A 22,090-nucleotide genomic window follows, 5' to 3' on the forward strand; every position below is an offset into this window, starting at 1 on the left:
CCTGTGACCTGAGTCGTTCGGTGACCTGAGTCGTCAACCGGCCTGCCTGCCGACCGAGTTCACTCGGTCGGCAGGCTCTTCTGGTAGCTGCTCCAGATGTCCAGCGGATACGCGGTGGCGGCCGCGGACTTGGCCGGGTCGCCCTGGCCGTCCAGCGGCAGGGTCTGCACGCTCTTCGCGTCGAGCCGGAACACCGAGACGGCCGTCGCGATTTGGCCGCTGTAGCCGACGAACCAGCCCGCCGTGTTGTCCTGCGTGGTGCCGGTCTTGCCCGCCGCCGGCCGGCCCGGCAGCTGGGCCGCCTGCGCGTTGCCGTGCTGCACCGCGTCGGTCAGCGCCGCGTCCACCTGCTGCGCCACCGGGGCGCTCAGCACCCGGGCGGCGGCCGGCCTTGCCACGCCGACCTTGGCGCCGTCCCGAGTGATCCGCACGACGGAGTAGGGATCGGTGTGCATGCCGCCGGCGTCGAACGCACCGTAGGCGTCGGCCATCCGGACCGCGCTCGGGGTGGAGTTGCCGATCGAGAAGGCCGGCACCTGGGCGCCCATGCTCTCGGGGAGCAGCCCCAGGCCGACCGCCGTCTGCCGGACCTGGTCCAGGCCGACGTCCAGGCCGAGTTGCTCCATCGGGCTGTTCACCGACTGCGCCACCGCCTGTTGCAGGCTGATCGTCCCCCAGGACTTGCCGCCGTCGTTGACGCTCTTGACGATCTTCCCGTTGCGGTCCCAGTACGGGCCCTCCGGAGTCATCATCGGCGCCTGGTCGTTGCCGTTGTAGGTGCTGCCGGGTGAGACCTGGGTGCGGCCGCCGTTCAGCTGCTTCTGCACGCCCTGGCTGAGCGCGGCGGCGTAGACGAACGGTGTGAAGGCCGAACCGACGGGAACGATCGCCGCGTTGGCGTTGTCATAGCCCTGTTTGAGGTAGTCGGGGCCGCCGTAGACGGCGAGTACCCGGCCGTCGGTGGCCACCGAGGCCGCTCCCACCCGCAGTTGGTCGTCGGCCTTCAGCCGGCCGGCCGCGGCCTGCACCGAGGCGGTCAGCGCCTGCTCCTTCGGCTTCTCGAAGGTGGTGTAGATCTGGTAGCCGCCGAGGTCGAACTGAGCGTCGGTGATGCCGGTGTGCGCGGTCGCGTACCCCCTGGCCATGTCCACCAGGTAGCCGGTCTGGCCGCTGAGTCCGGCCTGCTTCGGCGGGGCCAGCGGCTCGGGGAACGTGGTGTAGGTGGCGCGCTCGGCCGGGGTGAGCTTGCCGATCACGACCATCCGGTCCAGGATCCAGCTCCACCGCTCCACCGCCCGCTGGTGGTTCTCCGGGCCGCCGGCCGGGTCGTACATGCCGGCGCCCTTGAGCAGCGCGGCCAGGAAGGCGCCCTGGCTGGGGTTGAGCTGGGAGGCGTCCACTCCGTAGTAGGCCTGCGCGGCGCGCTCGATGCCGTAGGCGCCGCGGCCGTACCAGCTGGTGTTGAGGTAGCCCTCCAGGATCTGCTGCTTGCTCAGCTTCTGGTCGAGCTTGACCGCCATGAAGATCTCGGTGAGCTTGCGGCTCATGGTCTGCTGCTGGTTCAGGTAGGCGTTCTTCACATACTGCTGGGTGATGGTGGAACCGCCCTGGGTGTCCCCGCCGGAGGCCATGTTGTAGACGGCGCGGAGCATGCCGCGCGGCGAGACGCCGTGGTCGGTGTAGAAGCTCTCGTTCTCGGCGGCGAGCGCCGCCCACTGCACGCCCTGGGGGATCTGGGCGAGCGGGATGTCCTGCCGGTTGACCTCTCCGGTGCGGGCCATCTCGGTGCCGTCGGCCCAGAAGTAGACGTTGTTCTGCTGGGTGGCGAAGGCCTTGAGGTCGGTGGGGATCTTGGTCTGCGAGTAGGCGTAGCCCACCAGGCCGACCAGGCAGGCGGTGCCGAGCAGCGCGATCCGCAGCAGGTGCCGCCAGGACGGCAGCCAGCGGCGCAGCCCGGTGCGGTCGGGGCGTGGGTAGCCCTTGGGCCGCCGCTTGCGCTTGCGCAGCGCGGGGCTGACCCGGAGCAGCGTCAGGCGCCGCATCCGCAGTCCGGCCGCCCTGAGCAGGCCCCCGCCACTGGCCAGGCTCCGACTGGTCGCCGGCATGCATCCCCCCACGTTCTGAACGCGTCTGATCCTAAACCTGTCTTATTGAACTCCTTTCTTATGAACGCATTGGCAGGGTGATCCGGTTGCACTCGATCGTCGGAAATCGGTCGCTGAGCTGGCGATCCTCGCGCTGCTCGGCCCGGTCGGCGACCCCAGGGCCTCTCGTCGAGGGGCCCGCGCTCACTGCCGCTGGTCGCCGGCGCGGCTGAACTGCTTGCGGATCCGCTGGATCGGCCCGCCGTGGGGTGCCGGGATCATGGAATCGGGCTGCCGGTAGCCCTCGCTCGACCGGTGGAAGAACTCACGCACCCGCTTGGCCGGTCCCCGCTCGGGCGGCATCAGGTCGTCCGGCGGCAGCAGCCCGCGGCCGACCGCCTTGGGCACCGTGGAGGCGTGCTCGTGCAGCCAGTCGGCCCGTGGCCCCAGCGCCGCCAACTCGCGCTCCGGGGCAGCCGCCCTGACGAGCGAGAAGACCCTGGCCTCCTCCTCCCCGAGATGCCCGGTGATCAGTTCCACCAGCTGCGCCACCTGGCGGTGGAACTCCGGCGAGGCCACCGGGAGCCGCGCCAGGCTGCCGATCAGCGCCTCCAGTGAGGCGTGTGCGGACAGTTCGAGGTCCGCCAGTTCCACACCGCCCGGCAGGCGCCGAACCAGTGGGTAGAGGGTCTCCTCCTCGGTCCGCAAGTGCCGCATCAGCTCGGCGGACAGTTCGTCCAGCGCCGTGCGGCGGCGTTCGTCGCCCAGTTGCAGGCCGGTGAGTCCGCTGGCCTGGTTCCGCAGGCGCTCGTGCTGTGCGGCCAACCGGTCCATGAGGTCGTTGTGGGGCACCGGGTCACTCCTTACTCCCCCGGCAGAGCGTCGCTCCTTCCCTTTGGATACCCAGGTACGCCGACTCGGATACCCGGACAGGCGCGACAAGTCGGACACCCGGGCGCAAGCTCGGGCTCAGGCGCGCAGGCTCGACCTCAGGCGCGCAGGCTCGACCTCAGGCGCGCAGGCTCGACCTCAGGCGCGCAGGCTCGGGCTCAAGCGCGCAGGCTCGGGCTCAAGCGCAGGAGGCTCAGCCTCAGGCGAGCGCGAGGAACAGCTTCTCCAGCTCCTCCTCGCTCATCGGAGCGGTGCCCTCCTCCGACACGGCCAGGCACTGCCGCATGCCGCTGGCCACGATCTTGAACCCGGCCCGGTCCAGCGCCCGGGAGACGGCGGCGAGCTGGGTCACCACATCCTTGCAGTCACGGCCGGCTTCGATCATCGCGATGACCCCGGCCAGCTGACCCTGCGCGCGGCGCAGCCGGTTCAGCACGGGCGTCACGGCTGCCTCGTCCACCTGCATGTCTGCCTCCTTCGGCCAGCCACTGTACCCCGGCGGGTATCCGGGCAGAGCGGGGAGCACAGACGATCACGGCTCCCCGCCGGCCCCGGCCGCTGCTCGGTCGGCGCCCGCCTGTCGACACCCCCCAGGGTATAAGAACGACGGGGTCCGGCGGCTGGTGCGCGCTGTCAGTCCAGCGGCTCCGCGGACGTCCAGGCGTAGACGAAGCGCAGCGACCCGATCGCTTCGCGGGCCCGGGCGAGCGCCTCCTCCGGGGAGGCTCCCACGGTGATCGCCAGGGCGGAGCGGTCGGAGCTCTGCCGGACCGGGACCAGCGGGGAGCCCGGCTCCTTGAGGAGTTCCAGGCGGTGCACGTGCGGGAGTCCGCGGACCCGGTCGACGCCGCGCACCTCCAGCAGGGTGCTGCTGGTCGGGCCGTCCGGGTCGGCGAACCAGACCGCGGCGCTCTGGTGGTGGGCGACCGGGTCGGGCAGCAGCGCGGTCACGTCCTGGCCCAGGCTCTGCCGGGCGACCAGGTCGTACATGTCGACGCCGGTGGCCAGCCGCACCAGGTCCATGATGGAGTCGCCGCCGATCCGGTTGTGGGTCTCGATGATCCGCGGGCCGCGTTCGGTCAGCACGATTTCGGTGTGTGACGGGCAGTCATGGAAGCCGAAGGCGTCCAGCACCCGGGTGGTGTACGCCGCGACGGCCTGGTGGTCGGCCGCATCCAGCGGGGCCGGGACGAGGTGGCCGCGCTCCACGAAGGTCCGGTGGTCGCTGAACTTCCTGGTGACGGCCACGATGTGGTGGCGGCTGCCCACCGACAGCGCCTCCACGCTGTACTCCGGCCCGGCCAGGAACTCCTCGACCAGCACCCCGCGGTCGAGGTGCCGGGCGCCCACCCGCAGCAGCGCGGCGTCCAGCTCGGCCGCGGACTCGATCCGGGCCACGCCTTCGCTGGCCTCGCCGTCCACCGGCTTGACGATGCAGGGCAGCCCGATCTCCTCGACGGCCGCGAGCACGGCGTCCCGGCCCCGCGCGTACCGGTGGCGGCAGCTGGGAATGCCGTGCTTCTCCAGCAGTTCGCGCATCCGGGCCTTGTCGAGCACCCGGCCGAACAGCTCGAGGTCCACCACGGTCGGGACGTCCAGGGCGTCGCTGACCGCCCGCACGATCCGATAGGTGTGCTCGTTGTACGCGACCACGGCGTCGAAGGGCGCGCCGCGGTGCAGCACCCGGGCGATCCCGACCCAGTCCTCGGGGACCGCCTGGTCGTCCAGCACCACCACGTGCCGGTAGGGGCCGACGGCGTCCTCGCGTCTGGCCCGGCCGCGCGGCACGAAGAGCACCATCTCGTGGCCGAGGTCTCGCAGCCGGTCATGGCACATCCGGTTGGTGCCGACAACCAGTACTCGCATCTTCCGTCCTCCAGATCGACGGGGGCGGCCCCAGGGCCTCTCTTGTGGATCAGGTCGGCTGTGACACCTGCGGCCGGCGCCGCGGGGCGCGCGGCTGGGGGTGTGCGTGCTCCCGGCGTCGCGCGCCCGGCGTGATCCATAGGCGAGTCCCTATGCCGCCAGGCCGCGCAGCGCGGCGCTGCCGGCCCGCAGCCGGTGGGTGAGCACCGCGGAGACCAGGGCGAGGCCCGCCGCGCACAGCCAGAAGACGGGCCCGTCGCCGCGGCCGGCCAGCCAGCGGTAGGTGGCGACGCCGACCGCGCCGCCCAGGCCCTCCCCGATGGCGTTGCCGATCGAGAACATCCCGTACCCGATGGCCCGGCTCTGGCCGCCGAGCAGCCCCAGCAGCAGCACGTCCATGGTCGGCACGAACATCATCTCGGCCATCGTGAACAGCACGACGCCGACCACCGCGCCCGCATATCCGGGCACCAGGAAGATCGAGGCGAAGGCCAGCGCGAAGGCCAGGTAGGCGGTGATCGCCGTGACCACGTGCCGGCCGCCGGTCAGCGACGCGGTGAGCCGGGTGACGCCCAGTTGCGCCACCACGATCAGCAGCGCGTTCAGCGTGTACAGCAGGCCGAGCCGGTCCGGCGCCTTGAGCGTCGAGGAGACGTGCAGGGCAAGGGCGTTGAAGAGCTGGCCGTAGCAGCACCAGCCCAGCAGGTTGATCAGCATGAACGACCGCATGCCGGGCAGCCGCAGGATGGTGAGGTAGTCGCGCAGCGACGAGTCGACCGCCCGGACCCGGCTGCCGCTGCGCGAGTAGTTCAGGTAGGTCACCAGGCCGGCCACGCAGTAGAGCACGGCGACGCCGGTGAGCACGTCGCCGTGCTGGTGGCGGTCGACGAACAACAGGGCCACCGGCGAGGCCACGGCGGAGGCCGTGTTCACCGCGATGTTGATCACCGAGAACAGCTTGGCGCGGTTGCCGCTCCGGTCGCTGGCGTCGGCGGCGAGCTGCTTGCTGGCCAGCGCGTTGACGGAGACGCCCAGGCCGGCCAGCGCCAGCGCCGCCGCCGTGGGCAGCAGGCCGCCGACCGCCCGCAGCACCGCGAAGCCGACGGCCGCCGTGAAGCACCCGAGGAGCACCGAGGAGGCCGCCGGGATCCGGTCCAGCCAGCGGGCCAGCGGCACCTTGGCGGTCTTGTTGGCGATCGTGAAGACGAGGATCAGCAGACCGGTCTGGGCGCCGTTGAAGCCGGCCGCCGTGAGCGAGACGGCCAGCGTGGACAGCAGGCCGAACAGGCCCATGTTGGTGAGGAGGTAGTGCAGGGTGATGTAGTGGGCCGTGCGGCCGGGCCTCTCGGCCGTGGTGGCGGTCAACCGAGCGGCTCCCGGTCCACGCGCACCAGGTCGCGCGCCGTCTCGGCGTTCCGGACGGCGTCCTCGGTGTCGGTGCCGTCGCAGATCACGTATCCCTGGCGGGAGTTGGAGGAGGAGAGCGGGCCGAGCCGCTGCCCGGGCCGCAAGGTGCACTGCAATCTGACGACGCCCGGCGCCCGTTGTGCCTCCGCGCGGCCCCGAACGCCGCGGACCAGGGCGTTCTCGTAGCAGAAGAAGCGGATCGCCGCGGCGGGCGCCACCGGGGTGCGGGCCGGGACGGGCAGGTCGAGCAGGTGGGCGAGGGTTTCGGCGATCATGTCGATGCCGCTCACCCGCTCGCACAGCTCCCAGATCTGGTCGCCGCCGACCCTGGTCTGGGCCTCGATCAGCCGGGGGCCGGACGGGGTCAGCCGCAGTTCGGTGTGCACCGGGCCGGTCCGCTGCTCGATCAAGCCAAGGAAGGCGTGCGTCAGTTCGTCGATCCCGGCGCGGTCGGCGGGGGTGAGCCGGGCCGGCTGCTGGTGCCCGAGCTCGATGAAGCCCGGGGTCGTGGTGGTCAGCTTCTCGGTGACCACGGCCACCTCGTGCTTGCCGTCCCGTGAGATGGACTCGACGCTGTACTCGGGGCCGGTCAGGAACTCCTCGACCAGTAGCGGGCCGTCGGCGAACCGGCACGTCCAGGACCAGCGTTCGGCCAGCTGGGCCTCGGTCTCGACGAGGAACACCCCCTCGCTCAGCCCGCCGGCAGGCGGCTTGAGCACCACCGGGACGCCTGCCAGCTCGGCCATGAACTCCCGTGCGTCCGATGGCTGTTCGCAGATCCGATGACGCACCGTGGACAGGCCGCGGCGGTTCAGCAGCTCCCTGGTCCTGGTCTTGTCGCGGGTGCGGAGCACGGCGGTGAGGTTGTCACCCGGCAGCCCGAGCTCGATGGCGCACCTCGACGCCGGTTCCAAGCCGTACTCGGTGAACGAGACCACCGCGTCGAACGGATCCGCTGCGTGCCAGGCGCGCACCACCGGGAGGATCCGGTCCAGCCGGGTGTAGTCCAGGACGGCGTAGTGCCGCGCGCCGGCGGCCTGCTGCTCGTCGACCCGTTCCGGGATCTGGATCATCGAGTAACGCAGGCCGAGGCGCTGCGCCTTGGGCAGCTCGTGGCCGCGCCCGCCGATGAACAGGACGTGCGACGGCCCGCTCACTGGCGCAGCCTGGACAGGTCGACGTCCATCTGGTGCGCCAGGGCCCGGCCGCGGGTCATCACCACGTCGAACAACTCCGAGTGGGTCTGCCGGAGTTCGTCCGGGTTGAGGGCCAGCGCCAGCAGCTCGCCGATCCGCTGGTGGACGTGCCGACGCAGGTTGACCTGGTCAAGTGCCTTGCGGCCGAGGCCGATCGAGTCGGTCAGCAGCTCGATCCGGTGGAACCACCAGGCCGGCAGGTAGAGCACGTCGCCGGGGCGCAGCACGAAGCGGGTCAGCCGGGTGTCCGGGGAGGCGAGCAGGGCGTCCAGCTCCAACTGCCCGGTCGGGTCCGCCAACAGCTCGGCATCCGGACCCATGATGGACCAGCGCTTCTCGCCGACGATCTGGATGTGCATCACATCGACGGAGTACGAGTCCTGGTGCAGCCGGGTGATCCCGCCGCGCTGGCCCAACCACAGCTGGTGGTTGGTGGCGGCCGCGTCGCCGTACAGGTCGCGCCGGAAGTCGTAGTGCGCGATGTCGAGTTCGGGCAGGTCGTCGGCGAGCTCGGGACTCACCGTCTTGTAGTACCATTCCTGGAGGCAGATCGGCGGGGCCCCGGTTCCGGCGGTCTGCCGCAGCGCGTCCGCGAACTCGCCGAACGTGGTCTTGCGGGCCGCCCTGCTGCTGTAGCTGTCGACGACCACGGGCACCGTGCCGCAGCGCTCGGCGAGCGCTGCGAACGACCAGGTCCGCACGGCCGGCCAGTCGGCGGCACGGCCCTCCAGGACGACGGGACGCCCCTGGCTCCGGTAGTCGCGCTCGAACTCCGCCAGACTCAGCCCGCGGCGGCGCTCGATGTCCGGGGCCGCGTCCAGCGCCTCGGCGAGCGGTCCGGCCTGGAAGGCCGCCTCCACGGCCTTGAGGCTGTCGAGGTCGCGTCGTTTCAGGTAGTTCTGCTCGATGGCCATGTGGGTCAGCTCCTGGGCGGTGCAGCCGGCGCGGTGGGCAGCAGGCGCAGGATGGCGCCTTGGACCTCGGCGAGCCGGGCCTGCTGCCCGGGCAGCCAGCGGTGGACGAAGTGGTCGCTGTCCTTGAGCCAGAGGACCTCGGCCGAGCGGGCCCGGCCGGCGCTGTCCAGGTATCCGTCGATCACCGCCGGGTGGACGACCTGGTCCTGTCCGGCGCCGATGATGAGGAGGTCCCCGTCGAAGTCGCGCAGGCCCGCGTAGGCGGGCGAGTCCGGGTAGTTGCCCGGTTTGGGGAGGCTGCCGTCGAACGGGAGGTCGGCGGCGTGCTCCGGGTAGGCGGCCGGGCAGAAGAGCACCAGCGCGCGTGGCCGCACCTCGGGGACGATGGACGCCGCCAGGTGCGCGCCCATGCTGGTGCCGAGCAGCACCGGCGCCACGGCCCGGCCGAGCCGGTCGGCCGCGGCGAGGGCCTCGTTCCGGCGCCGCCGCAGGGTGGCATCGGTGAGCACCCCGGTGCTGTCGCCGTTGCCGGAGAACTCGAAGGTCAACGAGGCGTGGCCGTGCTCGGCGAAGGCGTCCAGCAGGTAGCTGATCCGGTGCCGGGTCGAGGTGGTGCCGAAGCCGTGCAGGGCCAGGATGCTCGGCTCCGGCTGCTCGGCGGTCACCGTTCTGGTCGCGGCCAGCCGCTCACCGTCCACGTCGAACGCGAAGTCCTCGTGTCGCATGTGTTCGCTCCCCTCTGGTGGTGTGCGGGCCTCAGGTGGTGTGCGGGCTTTCGGCGTTGGTGCGCCGCGCGGCTCAGCCGCGCTCCCCCGCCGTGAGCGTGCCGAAGCGCTGCTGCCGCACGGTCGGCCACTCGCCGCGCAGGATGCTGTAGTAGACGACGTCGCGACGGCGCCCGCCCGGCATGTAGTTGAAGCTGCGCAGCACGCCCTCCTCCCGAGCCCCGATGCCGCGCAGCCCTTCGCGGGCACCGGTGTTCAGCACATCGGTCTTGAACTCGACGCGCTCGCAGTCGAGTTCGGTAAAGGCGTGTTCGATCAGCGCCAGCTTCGCGGCCCGGTTGATCCCGGTCCGCCGGGCCGCCTCGCAGACCCAGGACCACCCGATCTCCAAGCGGCGCTCGGCCTTGGTCAGGTTGCCGTAGGCGGAGCTGCCGACGATCCGGCCGCTGCGGTTGTCGATGATGGCGAACACGATCCGGGTGCCGGTGAGGGTGTCCCTGACGGCCGTCTCGATGAACTCCTCGAGGTCCTGCTCCGTCGCGATGCTGCTCACGAAGTAGCGCCAGGTGTCCGGTTCGAAGGCGATCTCCCGGAATCCCCCGATGTCCGAGATCCGGATCCGACGCAGGCTGACCCGGTCGTTGGCGAGTTCGAGTTGCGGCAGTTTCTCCCAGCTCATGCTTCCTCCGTGCCTTCGGCCGCTGCGGTCACCAGGACGTCCACGCCGGTGACGGTTCCGTCGTTGTAGACTTTTTGCTTCTGGTAGACGAGGTCCAGGTCGTCGCCGTAGCGCTTGGCCAGCTGCGACCGGACCAGCTTGTACTGCGCGTTCAGCAGACCGTTCTCGATGGAGAACTGCTCGGCTGCCACCACGACGCCGTAGATCCGCTGTTCGTACCGGAGCCGGTCGTTCAGCTCGGACACGCTGCGGGCCAGCGCCTGGTGATCGGTGCCGGGGGCCGCGGGTGACACGACAGCCGTCAGGTACGGCTTTCCGTCACCGAACACCGCGCAGTCGTGGATCCCGGGCAGCTCGCGCAGGGGCTCCTCGACCAGCGGCACCAGGATGTTGAGGGCGCCGCTCAGCGTCACGATGTCGTCGACCCGGCCGTCGATGTAGAGGAAGCCGTCCTCGTCGACATGGCCGATGTCGAAGGTCCTGACCTCGCCGGTCGGCAGGTAGGTCTTCTCGTTGGCCCCGGGTCCGCACCAGGTGTAGCGGGTGTTGACCGGGTGGGTGGTGCCGACGATCAGGATCCCGTCCTTGTCGAAGCGGATCCGCTTGTGCGGCAGGACCTTGCCGACGCTGCCGACCCGGGCCGCACCGGGGTGGTTCTTCGAGACGATGCAGGTCTCGTTGAGCCCGTACCCCTCGTACAGCGGCACGCCGCAGTCGTTGAAGAAGTCGAGCATGGCCCGCCCGGCCGGGGCCGAGCCGGTCCACAAGTACCGGATCCGGCCGCCCAGTTCCGCCTGGACCGCCGCGCGCCGCGCTTGCGGGTCCGCCACCGGGCCGGCCGCCTCGACGCGTGCCTTGAGCTGCTCGTAGAAGCCGGGTACGCCCATCACCACGGTCGGCACGGTGGCCTTGGCGACTTCCAGCACGGTGATCCGGTCGGCCAGCGTGACGTCGTGGCCGTGCACCAGCGCCGAGTAGATCCAGTACCGCTGCTGGAGGAACCGCACCGGGAGGAAGACCATCAGGTTGTCCCCGTGGCGGTGGTCGAACATCTCCTGGACGGCGGCGATGGACTGGTTGACGCTCGCGGTGGTGGCCTCGATCCCCTTGGGGACACCGGTGCTTCCCGAGGTCTGCTTGATCGCGCAGATGTCCGCCGGGTCGTAGCCCTCGCCGAGGCCGGACGCCTCGAACCCGCCGCCCGCAAGGTCCGTCTCCTCGGCCCAGTCCATGACCTCGGCGATGTCGCGGACCTGCCCCCGCGCCCCGCCCTCGACGAAGAGGAGGGTCAGGCCGAACTCGTCGAGGATCTGCTCCGGTCGGTAGCGGCCGGGCTCGATGCCGGCCGTCACCGCGCCGAGCTTGAGCACGGCGAGGTCGAGCAGCACCCACTCGATCCGGTTGGGCGCCATGATGCCGACCCGGTCGCGGGCCCGCACTCCCAGCTCGTACAGCCGCCCGGCCACCCGGCGGGCACGGCCGTCGAGTTCGGCCAGGGTCAGCGACTCGACGCGCTCCGCGTGCCGGAAGTGGATCCGGTGCTCGCTGTCCTGACACTCCGTCAGGGCGATCGTGTTGATCGCGTCGGTGACCGGCACGACGGGACTGCGGGTGGGGTCCGGGATCTGGTCAGCCACGGGGTGTGTGCCCTCCTCGGTGTGCGGACTGGGAGTTGTGGTCATGCGGGTGCGACTTCCGCCGGCGCGCCGGTCGCCATGGTGTACGGCCGCAGCCGCTCCCACGCTCGCGACTCGTACCAGTCCCGGCCGAATCCGCGCACCGGAGCGACCGAGAGGGTGCCGAACTCCAGCCCCTCGACCAGCGTTCGCCACATCTCGTCCACCAGGGAGCAGTGCCGGACCGCCTCGACCAGTTCCGCCCGGGTGTAGGGCGGGCTCTCCATCCGGACCAGCCGGATGTCGTAGCAGCCGCGGAAGCCGTGCCCGAAGGCGGTGAACGGAGGGTGCCACACCTGGGCTCCGGGGGCGCGGATCGTGTAGCGCACTCGCGAGGCGACGTGGCCGCCGTGGTGGTGCTCGGCGTGTTCCGCGATGTCGGGAATCTGCGGCGGGAAGAAGTAGTGGCGGTTCGCGGGGATCTCGGCCCGGTCGAATTCGCCGGGGACGAAGTGCCAGCGGTTGAACATCATCCGTTGCGCCGCCCGCCAGAGGATCGGCACGGTCTCGTCACCGGTCGCGGCCATCCGCGTGGTGTGCGGCAGGCAGCAGCAGAAGAAGTCGCCCTTCTTGAGCGCCAGGACGCCCTCGGGGCCTCCCGGGCTGGCACCGCGCAACGACGCCAGGTCTCTGATCGAACTGCTCATGCCGTAGTCGGAATCGGTTGCCAGGATCGCCGACAGGACGATCGCGCCGAGCAGTTCACCGATGGCACTCTGCTCCCCGGTGCCGGGTGCGGTGCCGTCCGGGCCCGCCTTCGCGTCGAGTTCGGCGGCGGCCAGCGTCATGGCCCGCAGATCCCTGCGGACCTTCCCCGACCCGGCCACGCCGAGGACGGTCCGGCCGAACTCGGCCACCAGTTCCGGCATCGTCTCGGGATCGCGGGGCAGCGGGAAGTCGGTGAGGTACTCGTTCTTGGCGAACGTCAGGCCGTTGATTCGGCGGTAACGCATCATTTCGGAGCGGTCGACCTCGGCCAGGAGATTTCTGACCCGGCCCGCCAATTCGAGCAGCGGAATGCCGTGCGGATTGTCCGGAACCCGCCCCACCGCCGCGCAGTAATTGACATAGCGGTCCATCAGGTAATCGCGGAGCCGGGTGGCCGAGAGCTGCCTTCCGTTGAACTCCTCGAATCGCACCGAACGGCCGCTGAGGAACAGGCAGGACGCCAGCACGACGAACAACCGGTCGGCCGGCCGCCAGGTTTCCACCGGACGTTCCCGCAGGCCCGCCAATAATCCGTCGCGAGTCAGGGTGTTGCTGCCGGCGTCGGATTTCGAGAACACGTCGCGGCCGACGAAGACGTAGACCGTCTCCACCCGCTCCACCCAGTCGGCGAGCTGCACCAGCCGGCGGTCGAGTTCGCCGCCCCGCGCCCAGGCCCGGAGCACGGCCTCGACCTCGAGGAGCTCCGCGGCCTCCCTGGCCTCCAGCGCGGCCGCCTCCTCGGCCACCATGTCCACGACCTGGGGCGGGACCCGCAACCAGCCCAGCGGCTCGGCCCGAGGGTCCGCCACCTCCCTGGGCCGCCAGAAGGCCAGCCCGGACAGCGCCGATCTGGTGACCCGGATCAGCTCCTCACCGGGCGTCGGCTGCTCGATGAGTTCGATATCGTCTCGACCGAGCAGGTGCTGCATCAGCAGGGATTCCCAGACCGTCAACCTGGAACAGGCCAGCCGGAACGAAACGCGTCCGCTATTGGTGAGCTCGCCGAGCAGTCGGCGTGACGTTTCCGCCGGGCCCGGGACGGTACCGGTGGAACTCGAAAGAATCATGGAAGCCCCTGGTCCGCAAGCCGAATGGCCGCACCACGCGCACCGCCGTTCCCGCGCGGGCGGCCTCGGCAAGCGAGGCTACCTGAATTGGACCCGACAAGCGAGACTATCGGATTTTCTACCGCGAGCGGAATCTCGATGGCAACAACCGCGCCGATAATCGCCTCACACCCCATCGACACCAGGACCCTTTTACGGACCCGGTCATCCGGGTAGACCCACTGGCTATGGAGGTGAGCGACCGGTGAACGTCTTCGAACGAGCTGTGCGAGCGCTTGACCGGGCCCAGCAGCGCAGCACGGCGCCCGCCTTCGCGGTCGCCGTGGTGCGGAAGTACGGCGACGACCGCGGCGGCCAACTCGCGGTGCTCATCACGTACTTCGGCTTCGTGTCGCTGATCCCGCTGCTGCTCCTGCTCAGCACCGCGCTGGGCTTCGCGCTGCACGGACACCCGGACGCCCAGCGGGCCGTGCTCGACTCGGCGCTCGCCGACTTCCCGATCATCGGCAGCCAGTTGCGCCAGAACGTGCACTCCGTCCAGGGCAACGGGCTCGCCGTGGCCATCGGCGTGCTCGGCCTGCTGTACGGCGCGCTCGGCGTCGCCCAGACCCTCCAGTTCGCCATGGCACAGGTCTGGAACGTCCCCGGCCGGCGCCGCCCCGGCTACCTGCCCCGACTCGGCCGGGGCCTGCTGCTCTTCGTGATCCTGGGCAGCGGCCTCGCGGTGAGCACCGCCGCCGCCCAGCTGACCGTCGCCACGGTCGGCGGACCGGCCGCGGGCGTGGGCGGCCTGGTGCTGTCCGCACTCCTCAACACCGGCCTCTACCTGGTCTGCTTCCGGACCCTCACCCCACGCGACGTCACCTGGCGCCGCCTGGTGCCCGGCTGCCTGTTCGCCGGGCCGGGGTGGACCGTGCTCCAGGCCCTCGGCGGCGCCCTGGTGGCGCACCAACTACGGCACGCGGACCAGATCTACGGCTTCTTCGGCACGGTCATCGGCCTGCTGTCATGGCTCTACCTCGGCGCCGTACTGACCGTCTACGCCGCCGAGACCAACGTCGTGCTGGCCCGGCGCCTGTGGCCGCGCAGCCTCATCCAGCCGCCCCTGACCGGCGCGGACCGCAAGGTGCTCACGGCCATCGCCCGCCAGGAGGAACGGCGCCCGGAGCAGGACATCCGCGTGCGCTTCAACGACCTGTGAGTTTCAAGGAGCTGTGAGCGGCGCCGCCCTCGTCGGCACGGCCCCACCCGGCTCCCCCGGCCCCGCCCCCGTTCGTCCGCCGGTCACCCCGGCAGGCGCTCCGGCAGCCGTTCGGCGGCCGCGGTGAGCCGACCCGCGAGCACCCTGAGGCTGTCCCGCAGTTCGTCGGGGCTGTGGATGGTGAAGGGCCATTCCAGGGAGGCCAGGAGGCGGGCCACGCCGTCGAGCTGTTCGGCCCGCGTGCACATCAGCACCCCGCCGGGATGGGCGGTGAGGACGGCGGCGGAGTCCGGCAGGCGGCGCGCGATCTCCTCGATGGGCCCGTCGATGAGGACCTCGACCTGCCAGCGGTAGGGCGCCTGCGCGAGCGCGGCGGTGAGGTGGCCGACCGGGTCGAAGCCGGCCGGGGTGGTGAAGCCCTCCGCCCGGGGCTCGACCGAGGCGATGCGGTCGATGCGGAAGGTGCGCAGACCGCCGCGGAGGTGGTCGTGGCCGATCACGTACCAGCGCCCGGCGTGGAAGACCACACCGTACGGGTCTAGGGCGCGTTCGCTCTGCTCCTCGCGCCAGGACCGGTAGCGCAGGTCGACGGTGCGACCGGAGCGGGACGCCTGGGCCAGGGACAGCAGCACGCCTGTCTCGGGTGCTTGCGCGATCACCGTGCCGGCGGTGAAGGAGAGGGTGTCGCGCATGGCGGCCAGCGGTTCCCGCAGGGGTTTGGGCAGCACTCGTTCGATCTTGGCCAGGGCGCTGGCCCGGGCCGTCGCGGTACTGCTCAGGCCCAGCCGCTCGCCGGCGATCAGGCCGAGGACGACCGCCAGGGCCTCGTCGTTGGTGAGCACCAGGGGTGGCATCTGGTAGCCGTGGGCCAGCCAGTAGCCGCCGTAGCGGCCGCCTTCGGACTCCACGGGGATGCCCAGCTCGCGTAACCGCGCCATGTACCGGCGGATGGTACGGACATCGGTGCCCAGGCGGTCGGCCAGCTGGGTGCCGGTGAGCCCGGCGTCCGTCTGGAGCAGTTCGAGCAGGGCCAGTACGCGTGTCAAGGGGTGAGACATCGTCAACTCGTGATACCAGGGCGGAATCTGTCCTGCATTGATCCTACGCTCCCTGTGTCACCTCGAAAGGGAGAAGATCCGCAATGGCTACTTTCGTACTCGTTCCCGGTGCCTGGCTGGGAGCCTGGGCTTGGGAGGAGACCGCCCGTGCCCTGCAGGAGCTCGGCCACACGGTGCTGGCCCTGACGCTCACCGGCCTGGGCGAGCGCGCCGACCAGGCGACCCGGGACACCGACCTGGACACCCACGTCGACGACATCGTCGCCTCCGTCGAGCAGGCGGACCTGCGCGATGTCACGCTGGTGGCGCACAGCTACGCCGCGGCCCCCGTCACCGCGGCCGCCGGGCGGCTGGGATCACGGCTGAAGCGCCTGGTCTACCTCGACAGTGCCCCGTTCGCCGAGGGCATGCGGATGCTGGACCTCATGCCGTCGGACGTGGCGGAGCAGCTGAGCCGGCAGGTCGCCGACCACGGGGAGGGGTGGCGCCTGTCGATGCCGCCCTTCGAGGCCCTCGGCTCCTTCGGCAGCCTCGACGGGCTCGGCGAGGAGCAGCGCGGCCGGGTGCGCGCCCTGGCCGCACCCCAGCCGTTCGGCACCTTCGTGCAGCGGCTCACCGGCCCGGACCAGGCCGACCCCGGCGTGGACCGGGTGCTGGTCGCCTGCAACGACTTCCGGGCGCTCATGGACGCCGAGGTGCCGATGCTGGCCTTCCTGAACCAGCCGCCGTGGCGGCGCTTCGACCTGCACACGGGGCACTGGCCGATGCTGTCGGTGCCCGCCGAGCTGGCCGACGTCCTGCACGCCGCGGTCGCCTGACCGCTGCCTGACCACTGCCGGGACGCCGCCGGGACGCCGCCGGAACGCCGCGCCGGCGGCGGCAAACTGTGGAAGTGCCGTGGGAACGTCCGCGTGAGAAGGGTGGGGTGGCGAGTGCCGGGGCTATCGTCGTGCTTCTCGGAACAACCGCCGTGGAGGAGGACGGGTGGACTTACCAGCACTCACCAGTCAGACGGTCGCGCTCTACCGGCAGTTGCTGTCCGAGCCCCGATCCCGTGTCGCCAGCGCAGCCGCGGCCCTGGGGCTGACCGAGGAGGCGGCCCGGGCGCTGGTCGACGAGCTGCGCGTCCTGGGCCTGGTGCGCACCGCGCCGGACGACGAGCAGCGGCTGGTGGCGGTGAACCCGGCCGTGGCGGTGGCGCAGACGCTGTTCCCGGAGGAACGGGACCTGCGCAAGCGCCAGCAGGAGCTGGCTAGGGCCCGGGCGGAGCTGGAGGAGCTCGAACAGTTCTACACGGAGCACCGCAAGCAGTGCCGGGGAGCGGCCGCGATCGAGATCCTGCCCGGCCTGGAGGCGGTCCGCTCGATGCTGCGTCAACTCGCCGACTCCTGCGTCGAGGAGGTGCTGACCTCGCAGCCGGGCGGCGGGCGGGCCACGCCCGTGCTGGAGGAGGCGATCGGCCGCGACGAGGAGATGCTGCGCCGGGGCGTCCGGATCCGGACGCTCTACCAGCACACCGCTCGCTACGACCCGCCGACCGCGGCCTACGTGGAGCGGGTGACCAGGCTCGGCGCCGAAGTCCGCACGCTGAGCGACGGGTTCGCCCGGATGATCGTCTTCGACCGCCGGGTCGGCGTGGTCTCCCTGCACGACGAGCCGTACGGCGCGGTGCTGGTGCACGATGCCAGTCTGCTCGACTTCATGCTGACCTCGTTCGAGCGGGCCTGGGTCGAGGCGGCCCCCTACCCGACCAGCTACTCCCAGCGCGAGGTGCAGGCCCTCTCCGCCGAGATCCGCAAGGACATCGTCCAGTTGCTGGTGGCGGGTCTGGACGATCGCGCGATCTCCCGCCGGCTCGGCATGGCGCTGCGGACCTGCCAGCGCCACATCTCCACGATCATGGAGGGTCTGGGCGCGCGCAGCCGCTTGCAGGCCGGCTATCTGATCGCCCAGCAGGGGCTGCTGGAGGAATCGCGCCGACCGCAGGACCCGCCGACCGCCGACGTGCCCGGGTAGACCGGGCAGGCCGGGTAGACCGGCCTGCCTGCCGGCTCAGAACGCCGTGCCGCTGGTGCTCGACACCGTGGCCAGCTCGGGGGGCGGCACGGGTGCCGGACGCCGCCCGGCGAACACCCGGGCGATGCCGGACAGGGCGGGCGCGGTGACCGCCGTGCTGATCAGCGTCATCACCACCAGCAGCGAGTAGACCAGGGAGCTGATGACACCGAGCTGGTAGCCGATGCTCAGGATGACCAGCTCGGTCAGCCCCCGGCAGTTCATCAGCGCGCCCAGCGACAGCGCCTGCGGCCAGCCGATACCGTCGACCCGGGCCGCGGCCGAGCTCGCTCCCCACTTGGCGAGCATCGCGACGGCCGTGATCAGCAGGCACCAGACCCATCTGGTGGGATCGGACCCCAGCAGGTCCAGCCGGATGTTCAGCCCGGCGGAGACGAAGAACAGCGGGAGCAGCAGGCCGGCGACGCCGCGCAGGTGCTCGACCGCCGCGTTGACGGGCGGCAGGTTCCGGGGCATGACCGCACCGAACAGGAAGGCGCCGAAGATCGGATGGACGCCGATCCGGTCGGTGGCGTACGAGCTGAGCAGGACGCCGCCGAGGAGCAGCGGCAGGACCGCTGCCACGGGGACGGGCCTGGACGCATCCGCGCGGCCGACCCGTACCAGCAGGGGCCGCACGCCGTACCGCATGACGAGGAAGAAGGCGCCCGAGAGTCCGATCGTCACCAGCACCCGCGCCGGGCCGTGGTGTCCGGCCAGCGCGGTGACCAGGGCGAGCAGGCACCAGGCGATCACGTCGCCCACCGCCGCGCTGGTGAGGGCCAACGCGCCGAGCGGGGTGCGGTCCAGGCCGCGGTCGGTCAGCACCCGGGCCAGTACCGGGAACGCGGTGACGCTCATCGCCACCCCGATGAAGAGCGCGAACACCGGGAAACCGACGCCGGGTTCGGCGAACCGGGTGTACATCGGGACGGCCAGCAGGATGCCGGCCAGCGCGGGCAGGGCGATCCCGGCGTGGCTGATCAGCACGGCCGACGACCGGTGGCGGCGCAGCTGGCCGAGGTCCAGTTCGTAGCCGATCAGGAACATGAAGGCCACCAGGCCGAGTTGGGAGAGCGTGTCGAGGACGGGGGCGAGGTGCGCCGTGAAGAGCCAGCGCTCGGTCCCCGGCGACAGCCGTCCGAGCAGCGAGGGGCCGAGCAGGATGCCGGCCAGGATCTCGCCGATCACCGCCGGCTGCCCGAGCCTTCGGCAGCACCGGCCGGCCAGTTGGGCACAGAGCAGGATCAGCGGCATGGCGACCAGGAAGGTACCGAACACGCTGGTCGACTTCGCGGCCCCGCCGGGTGCCCGCGGGCCGCCGTCGCCGCCGATCGCGTGGAGCAGCAGGGCGATCGCCGCAGCGGTGACGGCCACCAGGGCCAGATGGGCGAGCAGGGTGGGGGCGCGTCCGGCCCCGGGGCGCCGGTCCGGACTGTTGCTTCCGCGCATGGCAGCCTTCCAGGTGGATGCTGTTGGGGGTCAGCCCCAGCCGGTGTCGCCGGCGAGGACGGTGCCGGTCGGGGACGAGGTGCTCTGCGCCGCGGCCACCGGGGCCGGGGCCGGTCCTCCCCAGCCGGTGTCCGAGGGGCCGGCGAGGATGCCGACCGGTCCGGCGGACATCGCGGCGGCGAGCACGGCGGCGGCGACGGCGATGACGATCCTGGTACGTGTCACCTTTGGCTCCTGTAGTCGAGTCGGGAGGCTTGCGGATCGCGAGGATGGCTGGGAGTTCGTCCACTCGGCCGACCTCCCCGGGGCGCTCTCCACGATGCGCCGCGGCCGGGGGGCGACAAAGGAGCCCTGGGCCTCGTAAAGCCGCCTGGCGACTTGACGACCTGGGGACACAAGGGTGAAAACCGGACCGAATCCAGGTGAACCAACGGCTCCGGTGGCGTTCAACTGCCGCGCACGGTCGACCATTTCATCGGTTTCACGGTATCCGTCCCGCTTTCACGGGTTTTGGTCCGCTGGCGGGTTCCCGCCCGGCGCGATGCCGAACCCCCGGGCGGCTTCGGGCCGGCGCTCCCGTCCGCCATCGTGGTACCGACCGGGAGGAGAACTGCCTTGGACGCTTCGGACGCCCCCGGGCCGACCCGCCTGCCCAGCCTCGGCACCGGTGGTCTGCTGGTCTACACGCACGCGGTCCAACGTGAAGCGGTGTCCGTCACCGAACTCAGCGGCAGGGCGGGCCTGCCGGAGCGGTCGGTCCGGGACGGCATCGCCGAACTCCTCGGGCTCGGCCTGCTGGAGGCCGTCCCGGGGGCGTCGGACCGGTACCGGGTGATCCCTCCTCAGACCGCGCGGGACCTCCTCCTCGGCCCGGTGGTCCGGGAGATCGACCAGCTCCGGGACGAAGTGGACCGGGTGCGCGCCGAGTTCGACGACCTGCTGCCGCTGTACGAGTCCAGGACCGATTGGGTCCGGCCGGTGGTCCGGCTGCCCGGGCCCGAGTCACTGCGGCGGTCCGCCGCCGAACTGGGCAGCCAGGCCCGGTCGGAGGTCCTGCTGTGCCGGCCGGCCGTCCTGCTCGGAACCGCCGACACGGCCTGGCCGCTGCCCTGGGTCTCCCAACTGCTCGCGCGGGAAGCGGAGATGCGCGTGCTGTATCCCTACGCGGCCAGGTTCACCCCGGCGGCCGGTGCGCTGGCGGAGCAGCTGACCCCGCTCGGGGCCGTGGTCCGCACGCTGCCGAACACGCTGCCGGAGTTCGCGGCCTTCGACCAGCGGGCCGCGCTGATCCCCCATCAGGATCCGGCGGTCGGCGGCCTGCTGGTCCGCGACCCGGCACTGGTGGCTTTCCTCGCCGACCTGTTCGACCGCGACTGGGGGCTGGCGACGCCGTTCGACGGCGGCGCCAGCCGACCCGAACTCTCGGAGGTGACGGAGGAGTTGAAGGTCGCCATCCTCAGGGCTCTGATCGCCGGTGGCAAGGACCGGGAGATCGCCCAGCAGTTGGGCATCTCCGAGCGGACCTGCCAGCGCCACATCGCCGACATCCTGGACCGGCTCGGCGCCAGGACCAGGATGCAGGCCGGATACCTCGCCCACCAGCACGGCATCCGTTAACAGCACTACCCCGCAAGCAGATTAGAAGCGGTACCCCGGCATCGGGTGCCGGCGGCAGATCTCCGCCACCTGGCGACGGACCGCCGAACGCAGCGCCGGATCGAGCGGCTGGTCGGCGTCCGGCCGGAGGGCGCCGATGACGTCGGCCACCAGGTGGGCGCATTCGGCCGCCTCGGCCGGCCCGAGGCCGCGGGCGGCCAGGGTGTTGCTGCCGAGCCGCAGTCCGCCGGTCACCCTGGCGGGGGTGGTGTCACCGGGCACCCGGTTGCGGTTCACCACGATCCCGCACGACTCCAGGGCCCGTTCCGCGAGGTCCCCGGTGAGACCGGTGCCGCGCAGGTCAAGCAGCACCATGTGGGTGTCGGTGCCGCCGGTGACGAGTCGCAGCCCCCGCAGGTCCAGCGTGGTCGCCAGGCTCGCCGCGACGTCGACCAGGCGCTTCGCCAGCTCGGCGAACTCCCCTCCCGCGACGAAGCCGAGGGCTCGGGCCTTGGCCGCCACCGACGCGAGATCGGGCGTGCCCTGGGTGGCCGGGAAGACCGCGCGGCGCAGCGCCCCGGCCAGCGAGCCGCCGTTCGGGCCGGCCGCGTCGGCGTCCTTGCCGAGCAGGATCAGTCCGCCGCGCGGGCCGTACAGCTGCTTGTAGGTGCTGGTGGTGACGGCGTGCGCGTGGTCGATCGGGCTGGGGTGCAGGCCGGCCGCGACCAGGCCGGCGATGTGTGAGATGTCCGCGACCAGGTATGCGCCGACCTCGTCGGCGATGTCGCGGAACCGTCGGAAGTCGATCGTCCGTGGATACGCGCTGGCGCCGCAGATCAGCACCTTGGGCCGGTGCTCCCTGGCCAGCCGGCGGATCTGCCGGTAGTCCAGGTAGCCGTCGGGCGTCACCCGGTAGCCCACCGATCTGAACCACCGTCCGGTGATGGACGCCGGCGAGCCGTGGGTGAGGTGGCCGCCGCAGTCCAGGTCCAGCCCGAGCAGGGTGTCTCCCGGCTTCAGAAGGGCGCTGAGGACGGCCAGGTTGGCGGAGGTTCCGGAGTGCGGCTGGACGATCGCGTCCCGGGCCCCGAAGGCCGCGCACGCCCGGGCGATGGCGAGCCGCTCGATCTCGTCGGCGACCGAGCAGCCGCCGTGGTAGCGGGCACCGGGGAAGCCCTCGGCGGTGAGGTTGCCGAGCGCGGTCCCCGAGCAGGCCAGCACGGACGGGTCCGCGATGCTGGAGGCCGCCACCATCATCAGCGTCTCGTCCTGGCGGGTGTTCTCCTGTTCGAGCAGGTCGTACAGGTCGGGATCGGTCTGCTGCAGCCGGGCCGCCGCATGGGCGGCGAAACCGATCAGACCGCCCTTGGCCGGCGACCAGGTCTCCGGCTGGATCGCGATGGTCATCTGACGCTCCCTGGGGTTGCGGAACCGGGTGGGGCCTGGGTGGGGCCGGGGGCCGAGGTGCGGCCGGGGGCCGAGGTGCGGCCGGGGGCCGAGGTGGGGCCGAGGGCC

Annotated in this window: 19 protein-coding genes; 4 read left to right on the plus strand and 15 right to left on the minus strand. The window is 71.5% G+C overall.

All coding sequences use genetic code 11. The features are described from left to right. Positions 1 to 59 precede the first annotated feature (59 nt). The 11 genes from E6W39_RS05910 to E6W39_RS05960 form a co-directional block, all read right to left on the minus strand. Positions 60 to 2,105, minus strand: coding sequence for a transglycosylase domain-containing protein (locus E6W39_RS05910; RefSeq protein WP_141632608.1), 2,046 nt, complete (start codon positions 2,103 to 2,105; stop codon positions 60 to 62). A 183-nt stretch (positions 2,106 to 2,288) separates the two neighbouring features. Beyond that, positions 2,289 to 2,936 (minus strand): hemerythrin domain-containing protein, encoded by a 648-nt coding sequence (locus E6W39_RS05915; protein ID WP_141632609.1) that lies wholly within the window; start codon positions 2,934 to 2,936, stop codon positions 2,289 to 2,291. A gap of 238 nt (positions 2,937 to 3,174) precedes the next feature. Further along, positions 3,175 to 3,441, minus strand: coding sequence for a metal-sensitive transcriptional regulator (locus E6W39_RS05920; protein ID WP_141632610.1), 267 nt, complete (start codon positions 3,439 to 3,441; stop codon positions 3,175 to 3,177). Between the two features lie 167 nt (positions 3,442 to 3,608). Continuing rightward, the gene (locus E6W39_RS05925) at positions 3,609 to 4,841 is read right to left on the minus strand and encodes an ATP-grasp domain-containing protein (protein ID WP_141632611.1); all 1,233 of its coding nucleotides are present in this window, start codon (positions 4,839 to 4,841) and stop codon (positions 3,609 to 3,611) included. Between the two features lie 150 nt (positions 4,842 to 4,991). Next, entirely contained in the window at positions 4,992 to 6,206 is a 1,215-nt protein-coding gene (locus E6W39_RS40285) for an MFS transporter (RefSeq protein ID WP_220140170.1), read from the minus strand. Further along, positions 6,203 to 7,405 carry an ATP-grasp domain-containing protein gene (locus tag E6W39_RS05935; protein WP_228717988.1) on the minus strand — a complete coding sequence of 401 codons (1,203 nt, stop codon included), beginning with the start codon at positions 7,403 to 7,405 and terminating at the stop codon, positions 6,203 to 6,205. Before E6W39_RS05935 ends, E6W39_RS40285 begins: the two co-directional genes overlap by 4 nt. Next, positions 7,402 to 8,358: a cupin-like domain-containing protein gene (locus E6W39_RS05940; RefSeq protein WP_141632612.1), complete on the minus strand. Its 957-nt coding sequence runs from the start codon at positions 8,356 to 8,358 to the stop codon at positions 7,402 to 7,404. The genes E6W39_RS05935 and E6W39_RS05940 overlap by 4 nt, the downstream gene beginning before the upstream one ends. 5 nt (positions 8,359 to 8,363) lie before the next feature. After that, positions 8,364 to 9,083: an alpha/beta hydrolase gene (locus E6W39_RS05945; protein WP_141632613.1), complete on the minus strand. Its 720-nt coding sequence runs from the start codon at positions 9,081 to 9,083 to the stop codon at positions 8,364 to 8,366. 73 nt (positions 9,084 to 9,156) lie between these two features. Then, entirely contained in the window at positions 9,157 to 9,762 is a 606-nt protein-coding gene (locus E6W39_RS05950) for a GNAT family N-acetyltransferase (protein WP_141632614.1), read from the minus strand. Then, positions 9,759 to 11,399, minus strand: a complete 1,641-nt coding sequence (locus tag E6W39_RS05955) for an AMP-binding protein (RefSeq protein WP_181799127.1) — start codon at positions 11,397 to 11,399, stop codon at positions 9,759 to 9,761. The genes E6W39_RS05950 and E6W39_RS05955 overlap by 4 nt, the downstream gene beginning before the upstream one ends. Positions 11,400 to 11,440: 41 nt before the next feature. Next, positions 11,441 to 13,213: a hypothetical protein gene (locus E6W39_RS05960; RefSeq protein WP_141632616.1), complete on the minus strand. Its 1,773-nt coding sequence runs from the start codon at positions 13,211 to 13,213 to the stop codon at positions 11,441 to 11,443. Between the two features lie 244 nt (positions 13,214 to 13,457). On the opposite strand from E6W39_RS05960, the gene E6W39_RS05965 reads away from it, so the two are divergent. Next, complete coding sequence (locus E6W39_RS05965; protein WP_141632617.1) at positions 13,458 to 14,414, plus strand: YihY/virulence factor BrkB family protein; 957 nt, start codon at positions 13,458 to 13,460, stop codon at positions 14,412 to 14,414. 83 nt (positions 14,415 to 14,497) lie between these two features. On the opposite strand, the gene E6W39_RS05970 is transcribed toward E6W39_RS05965, so the two are convergent. Then, entirely contained in the window at positions 14,498 to 15,460 is a 963-nt protein-coding gene (locus tag E6W39_RS05970) for a helix-turn-helix transcriptional regulator (protein ID WP_228717989.1), read from the minus strand. 95 nt (positions 15,461 to 15,555) lie between these two features. On the opposite strand from E6W39_RS05970, the gene E6W39_RS05975 reads away from it, so the two are divergent. Both E6W39_RS05975 and E6W39_RS05980 read left to right on the plus strand, forming a co-directional pair. After that, the gene (locus tag E6W39_RS05975) at positions 15,556 to 16,290 is read left to right on the plus strand and encodes an alpha/beta fold hydrolase (protein ID WP_141632619.1); all 735 of its coding nucleotides are present in this window, start codon (positions 15,556 to 15,558) and stop codon (positions 16,288 to 16,290) included. A gap of 166 nt (positions 16,291 to 16,456) precedes the next feature. After that, positions 16,457 to 17,488, plus strand: a complete 1,032-nt coding sequence (locus E6W39_RS05980) for a helix-turn-helix domain-containing protein (protein WP_141632620.1) — start codon at positions 16,457 to 16,459, stop codon at positions 17,486 to 17,488. A gap of 36 nt (positions 17,489 to 17,524) precedes the next feature. Here the strand turns inward: E6W39_RS05980 and E6W39_RS05985 are convergent, their stop codons facing one another. Beyond that, the gene (locus E6W39_RS05985) at positions 17,525 to 18,979 is read right to left on the minus strand and encodes a cation:proton antiporter (protein WP_228717990.1); all 1,455 of its coding nucleotides are present in this window, start codon (positions 18,977 to 18,979) and stop codon (positions 17,525 to 17,527) included. A gap of 30 nt (positions 18,980 to 19,009) precedes the next feature. Further along, positions 19,010 to 19,204, minus strand: a complete 195-nt coding sequence (locus E6W39_RS05990) for a hypothetical protein (RefSeq protein WP_141632621.1) — start codon at positions 19,202 to 19,204, stop codon at positions 19,010 to 19,012. Positions 19,205 to 19,594: 390 nt separating this feature from the next. On the opposite strand from E6W39_RS05990, the gene E6W39_RS05995 reads away from it, so the two are divergent. Next, positions 19,595 to 20,596 carry a LuxR C-terminal-related transcriptional regulator gene (locus E6W39_RS05995; RefSeq protein WP_141632622.1) on the plus strand — a complete coding sequence of 334 codons (1,002 nt, stop codon included), beginning with the start codon at positions 19,595 to 19,597 and terminating at the stop codon, positions 20,594 to 20,596. Between the two features lie 21 nt (positions 20,597 to 20,617). Here E6W39_RS05995 and E6W39_RS06000 read toward each other — a convergent pair whose 3' ends face one another. Then, on the minus strand, positions 20,618 to 21,982 hold the full coding sequence (locus E6W39_RS06000; protein WP_141632623.1) for a serine hydroxymethyltransferase: 1,365 nt from the start codon (positions 21,980 to 21,982) through the stop codon (positions 20,618 to 20,620). Between the last annotated feature and the right edge of the window lie 108 nt (positions 21,983 to 22,090).

The sequence above is a fragment of the Kitasatospora acidiphila genome, assembly GCF_006636205.1.
GTDB lineage: Bacteria > Actinomycetota > Actinomycetes > Streptomycetales > Streptomycetaceae > Kitasatospora > Kitasatospora acidiphila.